This is a genomic window from Soonwooa sp. T0.1_25, assembly GCF_057652215.1.
This window is the reverse complement of record NZ_JBYFBZ010000004.1, coordinates 138,249-155,734: the sequence shown is the minus strand read 5'-3', so window position 1 is coordinate 155,734 and position 17,486 is coordinate 138,249. Positions and strand designations below refer to the sequence as shown.

Genomic DNA, 17,486 nt, shown 5'->3' with positions numbered 1-17,486 from the left:
TTTTTATATATCAAATTAACTTATCATTGATAAGAATATAAACTTCAACGAACTACCCACCATTTCGATAATAACTTGCGGGAAAATACCCATAAGAATTACAAAAACAGATAAACTTGCAAGAACTGAAAACTCTGCAGTCGAAAGATCTTTTGCGGTTGATAATAACATGTCATCTGTCTTACCAAACATTGCTTTTCCGTACAATCTCAACATGTACACGGCACACAAGATTACTGTTAATCCTGATAAAACTCCCATGATTAGGTTATAATCAAAAACTGATTTAAGAAGGATAAATTCTCCGATAAATCCGTTAGTTAATGGCACTGCCATAGAACCAAGTAAGATAATCATGAAAAGAATTGCAAACTTAGGTGCGATTTTTGCCAAACCACCCATTTGTCTAATATCTCTTGTTTTAAATCTTTTATAAAGAATATCAGCACAGTAGAATAAACCTACAACATTGATACCGTGTGCAAATGTCTGTACCAAAGCACCTTCTGCGCCTTCGATAACCAAAGACGCTGCATTAGCAAGTCGCACTGTCAAAATTGCAGAAGCAAAAATCCCTGCAACCATCAACCCAACGTGAGAAAGGGAAGAGTAAGCTATAATTCTTTTAGAATCGTTGTTGACAATGGCGATTAATGCACCATAGATAACACCAACAACTGCAAGAATAACAACAATATCTCCCGAAATTCCGCCAATTGCTAAAGGTGTAATCGGTAATAAATATCTTAAAACTCCATAAGCAGCCATTTTTAGCATGATACCTGATAACAACATCGAACCTTGTGTCGGCGAATAAGTGTACGTATCGGGTTGCCAAGTATGGAACGGAAATACTGGTAATTTAACTGCAAATGCAAAGAAAATAAACCAAAATATAACCGTTTGCTGATTAAGATTAAGCGCTGCATTGTACATGTCTGTTACTGCAAACGACGCCGAATAGTTGTAAATGTAGATGAAACCAAGTAACATAAATAAAGACCCAACAAAAGTGTAAACAAAGAATTTTGTTGTGAATTTAATACGTTTGTCTTCTTGTCCCCAAACTCCTGCGATTAGCCATATCGGAATCAAAGTTACTTCCCAGAAGATGTAGAATAACAAACCATCCAATGCTGTGAAAACACCAATTAATCCAAATTGCATTAACAAGATTAACGCATAGAAATTGTTGTTGTAAGGCTTGTTTTCGTTGTATGAAGAAAGTATGATTAATGGTACTAAAATATTAGTTAGTATCACCAAAAGCATACTCATCCCATCTATCCCGAAATGAAGTGTACTGTTAATAAACTGAAACCACGGATATTGGATTTCGTATTGTAATCTAGAATCTACCGTTGGTCCAAAATCAAAATTGGATAACATGTAGAATGCTAAAAACATTTGTATAAACGCAATTGCCAGCGCAAGATGCTTGCTAGAAGAATTTCTCCATGCAAAAACCAATCCCGAACCTACAAGAGGTAATAGTAATAGTGTTGCTAAATATGACATTACTATTTCAATAAAAAGTTAATAATTAAAATTATTCCGATTGCTAAAGACATGATCAAAACATAGTTTTCGACCTTACCATTTTGCAATCTTTTCGCTGCTCTACCAGAGTCTGCTGCGCCTAGTCCAATGAAAGTTACAATCGGGTCAAGTACAGATCTATCGAACATTGACGCTGCTTTACCAAGTCCTTCAACTGGTTTTACAACACAAGCTTGATATATTTCGTCGATAAACAACTTCTTTGCAGAAAGTCTTTCCCAACCAGTATATTCGTCCTCTGGAAGTGCCACTTTCTTTTTGATAACGTAGATATTTTTAACAACGAAGAAGATAACAGCAACCATAATAATGGTTAGCGCTAACAAAATCATTTCGATATTAAACGGAATCTCAGCCGCAGCTTGTGGATATTTGTAAACTTTACTTAACCACGCTGCCAAGTTTTGATATTCGCCATGTCCAATAAAATGCGGAAGATTGATGAAACCACCAACTACTGAAAGAATCGCTAAAACAACTAATGGAATTGTCATAGAAGCTGGACTTTCGTGGATGTGTTTCTTTTGTTCTTCAGTTCCGCGGAAATCTCCGAAGAAGGTTAAGAACAATAATCTGAACATATAGATCGCTGTCATTGCAGCACTAAATAATGTCAATGCCCAAAGAATAGGACTTTTCTCGTAAATCGTTACTAAAATCTCATCTTTAGAAATCATACCTGACAAAGGTGGAACACCACAAATTGCCAAAGTACCGATTAAGAAAGTCCAATAGGTTACTGGGATTTTCTTTCTAAGTCCTCCCATAAAGCGCATATCTTGTTCGCCACTCATTGCGTGGATTACAGATCCTGCACCTAAGAATAATAAAGCTTTGAAGAAGGCATGCGTCATAACGTGGAACATACCAGTTGTATAAGCGCCTGCACCCAAAGCAATAAACATGAAGCCTAACTGCGAAACAGTCGAGTAGGCCAATACTTTTTTGATATCGTTTTGTCTTAAACCAATGAAAGCGGCAACCAAAGATGTTGCTAAACCGATTAACAAAATAACATTAAGTGTTGTCGGTGCTAAAGTGAATAAGAAATTTGATCTTACGACTAAATAAATACCCGCAGTTACCATCGTTGCAGCGTGGATTAAAGCTGAAACTGGCGTCGGTCCAGCCATCGCATCTGGCAACCAAGTGAAAAGCGGAAGCTGAGCAGATTTACCAACAGCCCCAACGAATAAACATATTGTGATGAAGATAATCGCATTGCCGTCCAATTCAAAAACTGTTGAATTTTCTGCAACGCTCAAGAAGTCGATGGCGTTAAGGTGATGTGCTAAAGCAAAAATACCTAACAATAATCCTAAGTCACCAATACGGTTCATGATAAAGGCTTTACGAGCTGCTTTACCATATTCAACATTGTCGTACCAGAAGCCAATCAATAGGTAAGAACAAAGTCCTACACCTTCCCAACCGATAAATAGGATAAGATAATTGCTTCCCAATACCAACAATAACATCGAGAAGATGAAAAGATTTAGGTATGTAAAAAACTTATAAAAACCTTTGTCATGGCTCATATAGCCAATAGAATAAAGGTGAATTAACGACCCGATTCCTGTAATAATCATCACCATCATAATTGATAGTTGATCAACTTGGAACCCGAAGTTAACCTGCATCCCATTAACTGTGAACCACTCAAATGCTTTTACAATAACAGGTGCGCTGTCTTTCGACATTCCCATAAAAATGCTAACAGCAATAAGGAAAGATCCAAAAACAACCAAAGTTGCTAATCCACCAACAAGAGCTTTAGGAAGATTCTTTCCAAACAAACCATTGATGAGGAAACCTGCTAATGGTAAAAGAATAATTGCGTAAACTAAATTTTCCATTCCTAATTATCCTCTTAATTTATTAAATATACTTACGTCTACAGATTTAGTATTTCTGTACATCATAGCGATAATTGCAAGTCCAACTGCTACTTCGGCAGCTGCTACAACCATGATAAAGAATACTAATAATTGTCCATGCGCATCACCTTTGTATGCAGAAAAAGCTGCTAACAAAAGATTGACCGAGTTAAGCATTAACTCCACACAACCCAAAATGATAATCGCATTTTTACGAATTAGAACGCCCAAAACGCCTAAACAAAACAAAATGGTACTTAGAATAATAAAATACTCCTTAGGTACAGATTGTATAAAACTGTTAACTTCTCCCATTTTTATATTTCTTTTTTACCAATTAATACCGCACTAACAATACCTGCAAATATCAGGACTGATGCTAGCTCGAACGGTAAAACATATTCGTTAAATAATAGTCTTCCTAAGTTTTTTGTCAATCCAACGCCTCTGTCCACTGTTGCCGCTGCTGTGGTGTTACCAGTAAGACCTTTGTAAGCGCCTAACATCCCAATAAACAAAATACAAACCGTGAAAATCCCAATGAATTTTGGAAGGTTTTTCTTTTTACTTTCGTCTTTCGCATTAAGGTTTAACATCATTAATACGTAAAGGAAAAGCACCATAATAGCTCCAGCGTAAACAATGATTTGTACAATTCCTAAAAACTGAGCATTAAGAAGAATATACATCGCAGCAATACTGAAAAATGTTACGATAAGAGACAAAACACTGTATAATGGATTTCTTGCAAATACAAAATACACAGCACTAAGAATTGCAATAAAAGCAACTGTGAAAAATAATATCTGATCCATTCTTAATAAGTTTTCTTTTGACGTTCACTAATATCGATACGTTGTTCGATTTTCTCAACTAACTTGTCTTTACCATAGACAAAATTTTGTCTTATCATTTCAACATCTACAAGACGATCTGTAAGGAAGATGGCTTGCTTTGGACAAGCTTCCTCGCACATACCACAGAAGATACAACGTAGCATATCGATTTCGTAGATTTCGGCGTATTTTTCTTCTCTATAAAGATGTTTTTCGTCTTTAGTACGTTCTGCCGCTGTCATTGTAATCGCTTCTGCGGGACAAGCTACAGCACACAATCCACAAGCAGTACAACGCTCTCTACCTTCGTCATCACGTTTTAACACATGTTGTCCACGCCAGATAATAGCGCGAGGTCTTTGCTCTTCAGGATATTGTACGGATGGTACGCCTTTAACAAGATTTCGTACAGCATGTTTCAAAGTAATCCCCATACCTTGTGCAATTGCAGGCAAGTACAGTTTTTCCTTCAAACTCATTTTCTTGTTAGAAACAACTTTTGATCTGTTTGTTAGTTTCATTTAATTATAGATATTAGATGTTAGACGTTAGATGTTAAAAGATAAATTCTATCTGATAGCACATCTTACATCATCATATTATCACTTTTTTAATGTCCGAATAACAAGATTAATGCGCCTGTTATTAATAGATTAACCAATGCTAATGGAATTAAAGTTTTCCATCCTAAATGCATCAATTGATCGTATCGAAATCTCGGTAACGTCCATCTTATCCACATAAATAAGATAATACCGAATATTGTTTTACTTAAAAATGCTACAACACTCAAGATACCAGCAACGTTTTCGCCCCAGTTCTGAGTAACCCAATCTATTCCTGGATAGTTGAAACCCCCAAAGAATAAAACGGTAATTAAAGCATTAGAAATAAACATGTTAACATATTCTCCAAACATGAATAATCCTAACTTCATCGAAGAATATTCTGTTGAGTAACCTGTTACAAGTTCAGACTCACATTCTGGTAAGTCGAATGGGTGACGGTTGGTTTCTGCCAAAGCTGCAATTAAGAAAATAATAAATGCAACGGGTTGGTAGAAGATGTTCCAGTTCATCCCAGAAATTTCAGGAATTATGCCCCAAAGCTTACCATGCGTTTGAGATTCAGTAATAACTTTTAAATCTAAAGAACCAGCCATCATAATAATTGCAAGCAACGAAAGTCCCATTGCCAATTCGTAAGAAATCATTTGTGAAGACGCTCTAACCGCACTTATCAAAGAGTACTTGTTGTTAGAAGCCCAACCTCCAATCATGATCCCGTACACACCGATTGATACCATCCCGATAAGATAAAGTACACCAACATCCACGTTAGCAACTTGAAGGTCAAAAGACTGTCCACCAATGTTAAGGCTTTTTCCCCAAGGGATAACCGCACCTGTAATTAATGAAATAAACATCACCAAGGCAGGTCCAATTACGAATAGGAATTTTTCGGCATTCGCAGGTGTAAAGTCTTCTTTGAAGAAGAATTTTCCACCATCTGCCAAAGGTTGTAAAAGTCCAAAAGGTCCCGCACGGTTAGGTCCAATACGGTCTTGCATAATTGCTGCCACTTTACGTTCTGCCCAAGTCGAGTAGGCTGCTACCGTAAGTGCTAGCAAGAATAAAGCTAAGACTAATATTAGTTTAAAAGTTAATAGTTCCATATTTTTGATTTGAAATTTGAAATTCGATTCAGAATAAAATCCTTCGGCAAACTCTCAAATTATCTAATTTTCAAATTAATTATTGTTCTCGATTTTCTCCTCGTCTTTTTTAGCAATTTCTTTAGCGTCAGGATTATCCAATTGTCTGTAATAATCTTGTGGCTTTTCGTAATGGTTAAGAGAGATAACAGAATGTCTGTCGATATGTCTAGGACCTTCGATGCTCCAATATTTAGGATCTTTTCTTTCGAAACGACATTCGTTACAGATCCAATCTTGCACTTCGTCGTACTGATCTTTTCTAGCAGTTACACGTACAATCTCGTCACCTTTCATCCACAACACTGCTTTACCACTGCATTTTTCGCACTTACAAGTTGCGTTAACAGGTTTAGTAAACCAAACTCTACTTGCAAAACGCGCCGTTCTGTCTGTTAAAGCGCCTACTGGACAAACATCGATAACGTTTCCGATAAAGTCATTGTCCAAAGCTTTGTTAAGATAAGTCGAAATCTCAGCATGATCTCCTCTGAACAAAATACCGTGCTCGCGCTTTTCAGTCAACTGATTAGCTGCCAAGACACATCTTGCACAAAGGATACAACGGTTCATATTTAATTTAATATAAGGACCGATATCATCAGCATCATAAGTATTTCTTTCGAACTCCGTTCTAGTGCCTTCAACGCCGTGCTCGTAACCCAAATCCTGAAGATGACATTCTCCAGCTTGGTCACAAATAGGGCAGTCCAAAGGGTGATTGATTAATAAAAATTCGGTTACCGCTTTGCGACCTTCTTGTGCTTTTTCCGAAGTTAAATTTTTAACTTCCATACCGTCCATAACAGCAGTTCTACAACTAGCGACCAATTTTGGCATTGGACGAGGATCAGCTTCAGAACCTTTTGACACTTCTACCAAACATGTTCTGCAACGGCCACCACTGGTTTCCAACTTGCTATAGTAACACATCGCAGGCGGAACAGATTTGCCTCCGATTTGTCTAGCAGCTTCCAAAATAGAAGTACCTGGCAAAACTTCGGTTGTTTGTCCGTCGATGGTTACTTTGAATTTTTTAATTTCTTCGCTCATTATCTTATTGTTATAAGCTTATCATTAAGGCAAAAGCCTGTTAATTTTTCTTTTTTAAACCGAAAATATATCCGATTCCTAAATTAGCCTGCGCAAACATAAAATCTTGCGACGCTTTATCAGACTTATTATTTAATGTCGTTTTGATATCTGGCATATTGATGTAACCAATTTTACCTTCTAATCTCAACATAATATGATTTGCAAAAATAGCATTGAAACTCGCTCTCGCATCAGCTCCAAATCCCGCTAAATGAAATCTGTCGCTTCTTTCGTTTCCAAATAATTTAACATTACTTTTCGGAAACAGAGCGCCAACACCAGCTCCGTAAGCAAATTCTACATCGAATCCTTTTTTGTTAAGGATATTTTGGTATTTTTCAACACCAACGTTGATGTAGTTAAGTCCATCGGTATGTTCGAAAGTTAAAAACTGCTCATTCGTAAGATTAACAGCCGAACCTGACTGGATCATATTGGCATAAGTCGGATCCGAAATGTGACCTTCGAAGCCAACAGTTTGGTTTTGATCCATCACATATTTCATGTGGTCAAGACCTAAAACAACTGCAACATTATCTTTTACAAAATATCCAATTCTAGCATTAGTCTGTGGAATTGTCCAACTGTCTGGCGCAAAATAATCTTTAAAAGTAAATGGTGTAATTCTATCATGAGCGCTTACACTTTTCAATGTAAAATCATAACCATTTCCTTTAAAATGAATATCTGAGTCACTATAAGCTGCAGTATTCCAACCCCAGAATAAAAATATTTTTCCTTTTTTAGTTAAAGAACTATGCTCTTGGGAAGTTTGCGATTGTGCAAAACCTAAAGTTGTTGACAAGGCACAAAGTCCAGCTACAATTAATTTTTTCATTTTAGTTTCCTGCAACTACAGGAATTGGGTCGGCATAATTAGCCAGGCCGTAATTTTGAGTTAAACATAATTCCGGATTGTTAACGTGCCATTCGAACTCATCACGGAAGTGGCGAATTGCCGCTGCAACTGGCCAAGCCGCTGCATCTCCTAATGGACAAATGGTGTTACCTTCAATTTTTCTTTGGATGTCCCAAAGTAGGTCGATGTCTGCTAAAGTTCCTTTTCCAGAATTGATTTTCTTTAAGATTTTGTACATCCATCCTGTACCTTCGCGGCAAGGTGTGCATTGTCCGCAGCTTTCGTGGTTGTAGAATCTAGCCAAAGTCATTGTATGTTCAACAATGCATTGGTCTTCATCCAAAACTTCGAAACCTCCAGAACCCATCATTGTTCCTGTTGCGAAACCACCATCTGCAAGAGATTCGTAGTTCATCAAACGAGGTTCACCATTTATGGTTTTTAAAAGTAAATTCGCTGGTAAAATCGGCACCGAAGAACCTCCAGGAATACAAGCTTTTAATTTTTTACCATTCGGGATTCCACCACAATAATCTTCAGAATAGATAAACTCTTCCACAGAAATTGTCATATCAATTTCGTAAACGCCTGGTTTGTTGATGTTACCACAAGCCGAAATTAATTTAGTTCCCGTTGAGCGTCCAACACCAATTTTGGCATATTCAGCGCCAGTAATATTGATAATCGGGACAACTGCCGCAATTGTTTCTACATTGTTAACCACGGTTGGTCTTTCCCAAAGTCCTTTAACAGCAGGGAAAGGTGGTTTAAGACGAGGATTTCCTCTTTTACCTTCAAGAGATTCTAGCAAAGCAGTTTCTTCTCCACAGATATAAGCACCAGCACCACGTTGAACATATATTTCTAAATCGAAACCACTTCCTAAGATATTTTTACCTAAGAAACCAGCTTTTTTAGCTTCGTCAATTGCTTCTTCTAGAATGTCAGGAATCCAAGAATATTCGCCACGGATATAGATGTAAGAAGTGTTTGCACCTAAAGTGTAAGATGAAATAATCATCCCTTCTATCAAAAGATGCGGAATAAACTCCATCAAGTATCTATCCTTGAAAGTCCCAGGCTCCGACTCATCGGCGTTAACCACCAAGTGTCTTGGTACGCCTTCTGGTTTTGCTAAGAAACTCCACTTCATACCAGTTGGGAAACCTGCACCACCACGACCACGAAGTCCAGAAGTTTTAACCTCTTCCAAAACTTCATCAGTTGTCATCTTCAAAGCTTTTTCAACAGCCTCATAGCCACCTTGCTTTCGATACACATCGAAATATCTAATACCTTCTACGTGGGCGTCTTTAAGTAAAAGTTTTTTACTCATTTTTATTTACTTATTGCAATTGGCTTTTACACTTTGATAATCTCTGTGTGTTAGCTTTTTGCATTTTAATATTAATTATCTAGGTTTGATTTAATTCAAAAAAAAAATCAAATCTTTTAAAACTTTATTAACCCAAATCAACTTGACCTTGTCTGCAGAGCTCCAAGATTTCGTCAACTTTCTCTATGGTTAAATTTTCATGATAAAACTTACCAAGTTGTAGCATTGGCGCATAACCACAAGCACCAAGACACTCCGCTGGTTTTAATGTGAACAACCCGTCAGCCGTTGTTTCGCCATCTTTAATATTTAAAGTTGTGCGAATGTGATCAAGGATTTTTTCACTACCTCTAACCATACAAGGTCCTGTTCTACAAACTTCCAAAACATATTTTCCAACTGGCTTCATGTTGAACATTGTGTAGAATGTCGCAACTTCATAAACCTCAATTGGTGTGATGCTAAGAACTTGTGCAACGTAATCCATAACTGGTACGTCTAACCAACCTCCAAATTCCTTTTGAGCAATATGCAAAACAGGAATAAGAGCCGATTTTTGACGACCTTCTGGATATCTAGCGATAATTTTATTAACCTGTTCTAAAGTTTCAGGTTTAAAAGCTATAGTTTCGCTCATTTTTATTTCTTGTAAAATGTACAATGTACAATGTACAGCGTACTTTAATAATATTTAAATTTTTTACATTTTACTTTGTACTTCGTACAAATTACGCGTCTAGCTCGCCTGCAATCACATTCATGCTACACATCGTTACAATCGCATCAGAAATTACAGATCCTGTAATCATCTCTGGGTAAGCTTGATAATAAATAAAGCAAGGTCTACGGAAGTGCAATCTGTATGGACTTCTTCCGCCGTCGCTTACTAAATAAAATCCCAACTCGCCGTTTCCGCCTTCTACAGCGTGATAAACTTCACCACGAGGCACTTCAGTTTCTCCCATTACGATTTTGAAATGGTAAATCAAAGCTTCCATTTTGGTGTAAACGTCTGGTTTTTCTGGTAAATAGAAATCCGGAACATCTGCATGGAAAGGTCCTTCGGGTAAGTTTTCGTAAGCTTGTTTTATAATTTTAATCGATTCCCAAACTTCTTGCTGACGTACCATGAAACGGTCATAAGTGTCACCAGCTGTACCAATTGGAATATCGAAATCAAAATCTTGGTAAGATGAATAAGGTTGAGCTACCCGAACGTCGTAGTCAATACCTGTAGCTCTTAGATTAGGTCCTGTGAAACCATAACTCAAAGCACGTTCTGCAGAGATACCTCCAACACCGATGGTTCTGTCCATAAAGATTCTGTTTCTTTCTAATAGATTACAGAACTCTTGGAAGCGTGGTGGGAAGGTTTTAAGGAAATCTTTTAATAATTCATGGAATTTTGGAGAAAAGTCTCTTTCGAAACCACCAATTCTACCCATGTTAGTTGTCATACGAGCGCCACAAATTTGCTCATACATATCATAAATACGCTCTCTCTCGATGAACATATAAGTTAGGCCAGTAATGGCTCCGGCATCCATACCTGTAACACCGTTACAGATAAGGTGGTCGCCAATTCTTGCAAGTTCCATCAAGATAACGCGCATATAATCTACACGTTTCGGAACTTCGCAACCGATTAACTTTTCAACTGTCATGTGCCAGCCTAGATTATTAATAGGTGCAGAACAGTAATTCATACGGTCAGTAAGTGTTGTAATTTGCGAGAAATTTCTTCTTTCGGAGATTTTTTCAAAAGCTCTGTGGATGTATCCAACTGTTTGTTCAGCATGAAGAATACGCTCGCCATCCATGGTTAACACGTTTTGGAAAATACCATGCGTTGCAGGGTGGGTTGGTCCAAGGTTGAGGGTGTATAGTTGCCCGTCAATCTGCTCTTTTGACTCGTATTGGTTAAGTATGTTTGATAATTCGTTGTCTTTCATAATATTAATGCTTTAGGCTTTAGGCTCTAGGCGTTAAGCTGGTAGCTTATTGCTTATGGCTTCTTGCATTATTTTTTATCTTCCGAACATGCTGTCGTTCTTATCCGTTCTTGTTCCGTCTTCCAGTCGATATTCTTTTAACATTGGGTGATAACCAAGATCGTCCATATTAAGAATTGGTCTTAGGTCAGGATGTCCTTTAAAGTTAATACCATAGAAATCGTAAGTCTCGCGCTCCATCCAGTTAGCGCCTGCAAATAATTCTGTTAAAGAATCTATTTCAGCATTTTCTCTTGGCATAAAAGCTTTAAGACGTAATCTGAAATTCGCCATCATATTTTGTAAATGATATATAACGCCGATTTCTTTGTCTGGTGTTTCTGGATAATGAATACCACAGATATCTGTTAAAAAATTAAATTCTAAAGAAGAATCTCTTAAATAATGGATCATCTTTTTAGTATCTTCTTTTTTAACCTCTATGGTTAACATGCCATAAGGCTCCGATGATGCAAGGATAGAATCAGGAAATTCTCTTGTTAAAGCTTCTAATACAAATTCGTTTGTCATTGTTTCCTGATTTATTTAATTCCGTAAGATTCTAACAAAGCTTTGTATTCTGGCAAGTCTCTTCTTCTAAGACTTTCGGTTTGTGCTAGTTCTTGCACTTGCATTACACCTTCTATAATTTGTTCTGGTCTTGGAGGACATCCCGGAACATACACGTCCACTGGGATAATCTTGTCAATACCTTGAAGTACAGAATAAGTGTCAAAAATACCGCCACTAGAAGCACAAGCACCAACAGCTACAACCCATTTTGGTTCTGCCATTTGTGAGTAAACTTGCTTAAGAACTGGGCCTAATTTTTTAGAAATAGTTCCGCAAACCATCAACATATCAGCTTGACGAGGTGAGAAGGAGTTACGCTCCATCCCGAATCTTGCTGCATCATAGTTAGGGTTAAGTGTCGCCATAAATTCGATACCGCAACAAGATGTTGCAAATGGTAATGGCCAAAGCGAATAACTTCTGGCAAGACCAATAACGCTACTTAATTTTGTCGCAAAAAATCCTTCTCCTTCATAACCAGCAGGAGCAGGGTTGTTCATGTTAACGACTGGTTTATTATCTGACATTTTTGTTTATGATTTAAATATTTAAAGATTTAATGTTTTTAAAGTTTGAAACAAAATTCAATTATTTAAGGTTTAAATCTTTTAATGTTAAAAATTATTTATCCCAATCCAAAGCGCCTCTTTTAAGAACATAAAAGAAACCAAGGAAAAAGATGGATACAAAAGTTACTATAGCTAAAAAGCCATCAACACCCAACTCGCGGAAGTTAACAGCGTAAGGGTAGAAGAATACGATTTCGATATCGAATAAAACAAATAGAATAGCAGTTAGGAAATATTTCACCGAAAACGGCGTTCTCGCATTACCCACACTTTCCACACCACATTCCCAACTTTGGTCTTTAACTTCACTTTTTACTTTTGGTCCCAAAAAGTGAGCACCTAATAAAGAAACTATCACAAATCCAAGGCCTACAGCTGCTTGGATGAGTATCGGAATATAATTTTCTGGTAAATTCATTATTGTACCTAATTTATGCACCTGCAAAAATACAAAATTAAGATCGAATAATTGAAAAAACCTAGGCTTTAAGTCTTTTTAGAATGGCGTAAAAAAGCTAATTTAGAATTGTTAAAAATAAGTTGATTCTTATTTTTTCTTGGCCATTTTTTTTAATATAACAAATGCGATGTATGCAATGTAAAGGAATAGAATGCTTGCGAAAACTATGTTAATCAATGTGTTAGTTTTCGGATCTTTAATTGGATCAATAAAGTTGAAAGCTAAAAATATGATGATAAGAATTGCGTATATGATAATTTGAGTCTTCATTATTCTGTGATTTTCCTTTTTAGATAAAACTTACCGTTCGCCAATATTTTAGACTTCTTTGCTATAAGTGCGTCTTCTTTTGTGATTAATAGGATTGTAATCTTGCCACAAAAGTTGGATGTTTTTGTTCTCTTCCAATTCTGGATTAGTTTCTAAAAACTTAACACCTTTTTTCTTAAAAGTCTCATAGATTTCTTTAAAAATAATTGCCGTTACCCCACGTCGTTGGTATTCTGGATGGATGCCAATTAGATAAAAGTTAGCGCGATCGTTTTTTTTGCCCGCTTTTAAAAGATGCCACCAGCCAAAAGGGAAGAGTTTTCCGTTGGCTTTTTGAAGCGCACGAGAATACGAAGGCATTGTAATCGCAAAGGATACTAAATTGCGATTTTCATCTTCAATACAAATAATATAATCTTTATCGATAAAACCGAAGTATTTCTCTTTATAATGTTTGATTTGCTCGTCAGTAATCGGTGTATAGGTAGAAAGTCCTTTGTAAGTCTCGTCCAAAAGCTTGAACATTGGTTCGACAAGTGGAAGAATTTCTTTTTTTGATTTAAATTCTAACACTTTCAGTTTATATTTTTCTTTGATTAAATTATTGAATTTCACCACTTTTTCTGGTAAAACCTCAGGGAAAATAATCTCGAATTCTACCCATTCTTTTTCTTTTACAAGTCCAAGATTCTCCAAATGTTTTGGATAGTAAGCTTCGTTGTAAATGCCAATCATGGTAGCAAGCTTATCAAATCCAAGTGTTAGCATCCCAGCTTTGTCGAGGTTGGTAATGCCCATTGGACCTTCGATTTTTGTTATGTTGTTAGCTTTAGCATATTTAATAGCTTCATCAATCAAAGCTTTAGAGACTGCTTGATCATCAACAAAATCTAACCAACCGAATCTCACTTTCTTGATGCCTAAATCTTTTTCTTCCTTATGATTGATCATTACAGCAATACGACCAACGATTTTATCACCTTTAAAAGCTAAAAATTGTTGTGCATCGGCATACTCTAAAGCAGGGTTTTCTTTAGGATTCCAAATATTAAGTTCGTCGTTGGTTAAAGGCGGAACGTAGTTATCATTATTACGATATAAGTCATTCGGGAATTGGACAAAATCTGCCAAGTCTTTTTTAGTTTCAACCTTTTTTATAATGATCTGTGCCATAATTTTCAAAATTAGACAAATATAAGCGCAAATGGCAGTTATTACAATACTTTGGCATACTTTTTACTCAAATTTATTCAAAGTAAAAGTTATAAAAATATATAAAAATGACGGGTTATTATTTAATTATTGGTCTTACGATGTTAGCGAGTTGGATTGTGTCCAATCGGTTGAAATCGAAGTTCCAATATTATTCGCAAGTCCACTTAAGGAACGGGATGTCCGGAAAAGAAGTGGCAGAAAAGATGTTGAGAGATAATGGCATCAACGACGTACAAGTTATTTCGGTGCCAGGACAATTGACGGATCATTACAATCCTGCTGATAAAACAGTTAACCTTTCGGAGGCTGTGTATATGCAAAGAAATGCAGCGGCTGCGGCAGTTGCAGCGCACGAGGTTGGACATGCAGTTCAACATGCTGTTGGTTATTCGATGTTGCAACTAAGATCGAAATTGGTGCCGATGGTCAACATTAGTTCTACCTTATCTCAATTCGTAATTATGGCGGGTATTGGTGTCATGTTCGCGTCTAGAACGATTGACAATCCGCAAGGTAACACTTGGATTTTAGCAATCGGTGTAGCTCTTTTTGCAGTGACAACTTTGTTCGCATTTGTGACGTTACCAGTGGAATATGATGCAAGCAATCGCGCAATGAAGTGGTTAAAATCTACTGGAACTGTAACCGAAGAAGAATATGTTGGCGTAGAAGATAGTCTAAAATGGGCGGCAAGAACTTATGTTGTCGCTGCGATTGGCTCTCTTGGACAGCTTCTCTACTGGGCATCGATGCTCTTGGGAGGCCGTCGCGACTAACAAATATTATAAATCGATAATTTCGAAATCTAGAAGCATCTCCGCCAATTGGTTGGAGATGTTTTCTTTTTGAGACGTTTTTATCCGAGCATCAATCGTGCAAATCTGCTGCGCGTCGAAGTTCAGAATCTGCGCGCCGTTTTTATTTAATAACGAAAAAATAATATTTTGCTGACTGAATTTAAAACTCAATTTTAAGTTGCTTTCCAATTCTTTAGTGATGATTTTTGCAGATTCTAAAGTGTATTTTGCTGTTTCTTTATAAGTTTTAACCAAGCCCGAAACTCCTAATTTTGTTCCTCCATAATATCGAATAACAACAACCAGAATATTGGTCAATTGGTGCGCAAGAAGTTGATTGTATATTGGTAAACCAGCAGTTCCACTAGGTTCGCCGTCGTCATTTGCTCTGTAATTTTCACCAGAAAGTCCCACTCGAAAAGCATAACAATGATGCGTGGCTTTTGGATGTTCTTCGTATAGTTTTTGCAAGCAAGATTTTACCTCTTCTTCAGAAACAACAGGATATGCAAATCCAATAAATTTGCTACCTTTTTCCTTTATTAAAACATCTTCAACTGCTTTTTCTATACTTTGATATTCGAACATTTTCTATATAAAATTGTTTTCTGGATTAATGTAATACTCGATGTCATTGTCGCGAAAATCTATTCTTTCTTCGGTTTCAAAATTAAAATATGGCGCTTTTGTACCATTTTGTAATTTTAGATCAGGGCTTTTTAAAACAAACGCTTCGTCCCAGATATTAGCATTGATAAATTGTTGCAACGTAAAGCTTCCGCCTTCTACCAAAACCGATTGTATATTTAGCTCGAATAATTTTTCCATTAAATTCTGAATGAAATTTTCTTTTTCAATCTTAATAAATTGAATATTATTTTTGACTTCATTTTTTACAGAATTAAAAACAATTGTTTCTGCTTCTTCGTTGAAGATGGTAAAATTTTCAGGAACTTCCAATTTAAAATCGATTAAAATTCTGATAGGATTTCTTCCTGTAACTTCTCGCGTTGTCAAACTCGGGTTGTCATGCAAAGCCGTGTTTTTTCCTACTAAAATTGCATGTTCTTCGCTTCTCATTTTATGAACAAATTGCTTACAAAGACTATTGCTAATTTGGGTTGGTTGGAAGTTTTTGTCCATAAATCCATCAGAAGATTCTGCCCATTTCAGAATGATGTAAGGTCTTCTTTTTTGATGAAAAGTGAAAAATCTTTTATTAAGCGCCAAGCTTTCTTGTTCGAGAATCCCTGATTCTACAGAGATACCAGCATCTTCAATTATTTTGATACCTTTTCCGCTGACTTTATCGTGACTGTCGATAATCCCAATCACCACTTTTTTGAAACCAATTTCTTTAATTTTTAAAGCGCAAGGTGGTGTTTTCCCGAAATGTGCGCAAGGTTCTAAAGAAACATAAATCGCAGATTCTTTTAATAGATCAAAATCTTCGTCTTTAACAGAATTAATAGCGTTGATTTCTGCATGTGCTTCGCCTGCCTTTTTGTGATAACCTTCGCCGATTATTTTGTCGTTATGGACGATAACTGCACCAACCATGGGATTAGGATAAGTTTTGCCAATCGCTTTTTCTGCTAATTGTATGCAGCGTTGAAGATAAAATTTGTCTGTCATATTAATAAAAAACACTTAAGCAAAGTTAAGTGTTTTGAAATTTTTATTAAGTTGTTTATGCTTATTTAGCAAGAACTTTAATTGTTGGCATTGGAGCTGTGATCATATAATCCAGTAATTTGTTGCGTTGCTTATTGATGTATTTGGAAGCACTTCTAAAATCGGAACCATACAATCTTTTTGAATAAGAAAAAATTAATAGTCCATTTTGATCACCGTTTTTAGTTGGGCGAAATCGATCAATATTATATTCTGCATAAGCTTCTCCATCATCTTCTTTTGGAACAATCGTTACCAAGTAATCTACGATCAACTCATTGCCATCAGGACTTTCAATAACATCGATAAACGAATAATTGTCATTAAGATCTGTCTTTCTTTTTGTAATGTTATCTACTTTTTTCTTAACAGCGTCATCGATATCAATCTCTTTATTAAAAAAAGAAATATTAACTAATTCTTCGTAGTTGTCATAGTTATCATCACTTCTCAAATATTTTTGTTGAAACCATGTTGCCGAATTTTTTTTACTCCAATATAGAAAAAACTCAGAATCTCCGATTTTTAAAGGTCCTGGAACCGAAATATAATCTGCAACATCGCGACCTTCGATTTTTGTATCTTCTTGCGCACTTAGCTGTAGAAATACAAAAACGAAAATCAAAAGGAATGATAATTTTCTCAACATGATATTTAGAT

General features: G+C 36.3%; 19 protein-coding genes. 1 reads left to right on the top strand and 18 read right to left on the bottom strand.

Annotation, left to right across the window (positions count from 1 at the left end; genetic code table 11):
- Positions 1-15: 15 nt before the first annotated feature.
- From AC23MB_RS07560 to AC23MB_RS07490, 15 genes are all read right to left on the bottom strand, one after another.
- The gene (locus AC23MB_RS07560) at positions 16-1,518 is read right to left on the bottom strand and encodes a complex I subunit 4 family protein (protein WP_313028385.1); all 1,503 of its coding nucleotides are present in this window, start codon (positions 1,516-1,518) and stop codon (positions 16-18) included.
- A 2-nt stretch (positions 1,519-1,520) separates the two neighbouring features.
- Positions 1,521-3,416 carry an NADH-quinone oxidoreductase subunit L gene (gene nuoL, locus AC23MB_RS07555; RefSeq protein ID WP_487786893.1) on the bottom strand — a complete coding sequence of 632 codons (1,896 nt, stop codon included), beginning with the start codon at positions 3,414-3,416 and terminating at the stop codon, positions 1,521-1,523.
- A 6-nt stretch (positions 3,417-3,422) separates the two neighbouring features.
- Positions 3,423-3,752 carry an NADH-quinone oxidoreductase subunit NuoK gene (nuoK, locus tag AC23MB_RS07550; protein WP_312322402.1) on the bottom strand — a complete coding sequence of 110 codons (330 nt, stop codon included), beginning with the start codon at positions 3,750-3,752 and terminating at the stop codon, positions 3,423-3,425.
- A 2-nt stretch (positions 3,753-3,754) separates the two neighbouring features.
- Entirely contained in the window at positions 3,755-4,252 is a 498-nt protein-coding gene (locus AC23MB_RS07545) for an NADH-quinone oxidoreductase subunit J family protein (protein ID WP_313028389.1), read from the bottom strand.
- 2 nt (positions 4,253-4,254) lie between these two features.
- Positions 4,255-4,794: a NuoI/complex I 23 kDa subunit family protein gene (locus tag AC23MB_RS07540; protein ID WP_079666885.1), complete on the bottom strand. Its 540-nt coding sequence runs from the start codon at positions 4,792-4,794 to the stop codon at positions 4,255-4,257.
- Positions 4,795-4,883: 89 nt separating this feature from the next.
- Positions 4,884-5,948 (bottom strand): NADH-quinone oxidoreductase subunit NuoH, encoded by a 1,065-nt coding sequence (gene nuoH / locus AC23MB_RS07535; protein WP_312322399.1) that lies wholly within the window; start codon positions 5,946-5,948, stop codon positions 4,884-4,886.
- 75 nt (positions 5,949-6,023) lie between these two features.
- Positions 6,024-7,040 (bottom strand): NADH-quinone oxidoreductase subunit G, encoded by a 1,017-nt coding sequence (locus tag AC23MB_RS07530; protein ID WP_312322398.1) that lies wholly within the window; start codon positions 7,038-7,040, stop codon positions 6,024-6,026.
- A gap of 40 nt (positions 7,041-7,080) precedes the next feature.
- Complete coding sequence (locus AC23MB_RS07525; protein WP_313028393.1) at positions 7,081-7,920, bottom strand: hypothetical protein; 840 nt, start codon at positions 7,918-7,920, stop codon at positions 7,081-7,083.
- 1 nt (position 7,921) lies between these two features.
- A complete protein-coding gene (gene nuoF, locus AC23MB_RS07520; protein WP_312322396.1) occupies positions 7,922-9,277 on the bottom strand; it encodes an NADH-quinone oxidoreductase subunit NuoF in 1,356 nt (451 codons plus the stop codon).
- A 127-nt stretch (positions 9,278-9,404) separates the two neighbouring features.
- Positions 9,405-9,914: an NADH-quinone oxidoreductase subunit NuoE family protein gene (locus tag AC23MB_RS07515; RefSeq protein ID WP_312322305.1), complete on the bottom strand. Its 510-nt coding sequence runs from the start codon at positions 9,912-9,914 to the stop codon at positions 9,405-9,407.
- 91 nt (positions 9,915-10,005) lie between these two features.
- Positions 10,006-11,229: an NADH dehydrogenase (quinone) subunit D gene (nuoD, locus tag AC23MB_RS07510; protein ID WP_487786892.1), complete on the bottom strand. Its 1,224-nt coding sequence runs from the start codon at positions 11,227-11,229 to the stop codon at positions 10,006-10,008.
- A 75-nt stretch (positions 11,230-11,304) separates the two neighbouring features.
- Complete coding sequence (locus AC23MB_RS07505) at positions 11,305-11,799, bottom strand: NADH-quinone oxidoreductase subunit C (RefSeq protein ID WP_313028395.1); 495 nt, start codon at positions 11,797-11,799, stop codon at positions 11,305-11,307.
- An 11-nt stretch (positions 11,800-11,810) separates the two neighbouring features.
- Complete coding sequence (locus tag AC23MB_RS07500; RefSeq protein WP_313215056.1) at positions 11,811-12,368, bottom strand: NADH-quinone oxidoreductase subunit B; 558 nt, start codon at positions 12,366-12,368, stop codon at positions 11,811-11,813.
- A gap of 94 nt (positions 12,369-12,462) precedes the next feature.
- On the bottom strand, positions 12,463-12,828 hold the full coding sequence (locus AC23MB_RS07495) for an NADH-quinone oxidoreductase subunit A (protein WP_313028397.1): 366 nt from the start codon (positions 12,826-12,828) through the stop codon (positions 12,463-12,465).
- 360 nt (positions 12,829-13,188) lie between these two features.
- Positions 13,189-14,313, bottom strand: coding sequence for a GNAT family N-acetyltransferase (locus AC23MB_RS07490; RefSeq protein WP_487786891.1), 1,125 nt, complete (start codon positions 14,311-14,313; stop codon positions 13,189-13,191).
- Between the two features lie 107 nt (positions 14,314-14,420).
- Between AC23MB_RS07490 and AC23MB_RS07485 the strand changes: the two genes are divergently transcribed.
- The gene (locus AC23MB_RS07485; protein WP_487786890.1) at positions 14,421-15,131 is read left to right on the top strand and encodes a zinc metallopeptidase; all 711 of its coding nucleotides are present in this window, start codon (positions 14,421-14,423) and stop codon (positions 15,129-15,131) included.
- A 6-nt stretch (positions 15,132-15,137) separates the two neighbouring features.
- On the opposite strand, the gene AC23MB_RS07480 is transcribed toward AC23MB_RS07485, so the two are convergent.
- The 3 genes from AC23MB_RS07480 to AC23MB_RS07470 form a co-directional block, all read right to left on the bottom strand.
- A complete protein-coding gene (locus tag AC23MB_RS07480; protein WP_487786889.1) occupies positions 15,138-15,740 on the bottom strand; it encodes an IMPACT family protein in 603 nt (200 codons plus the stop codon).
- Between the two features lie 3 nt (positions 15,741-15,743).
- Complete coding sequence (gene ribD, locus AC23MB_RS07475; RefSeq protein ID WP_487786888.1) at positions 15,744-16,787, bottom strand: bifunctional diaminohydroxyphosphoribosylaminopyrimidine deaminase/5-amino-6-(5-phosphoribosylamino)uracil reductase RibD; 1,044 nt, start codon at positions 16,785-16,787, stop codon at positions 15,744-15,746.
- 61 nt (positions 16,788-16,848) lie between these two features.
- Positions 16,849-17,475: a hypothetical protein gene (locus tag AC23MB_RS07470; protein ID WP_487786887.1), complete on the bottom strand. Its 627-nt coding sequence runs from the start codon at positions 17,473-17,475 to the stop codon at positions 16,849-16,851.
- Positions 17,476-17,486 lie beyond the last annotated feature (11 nt).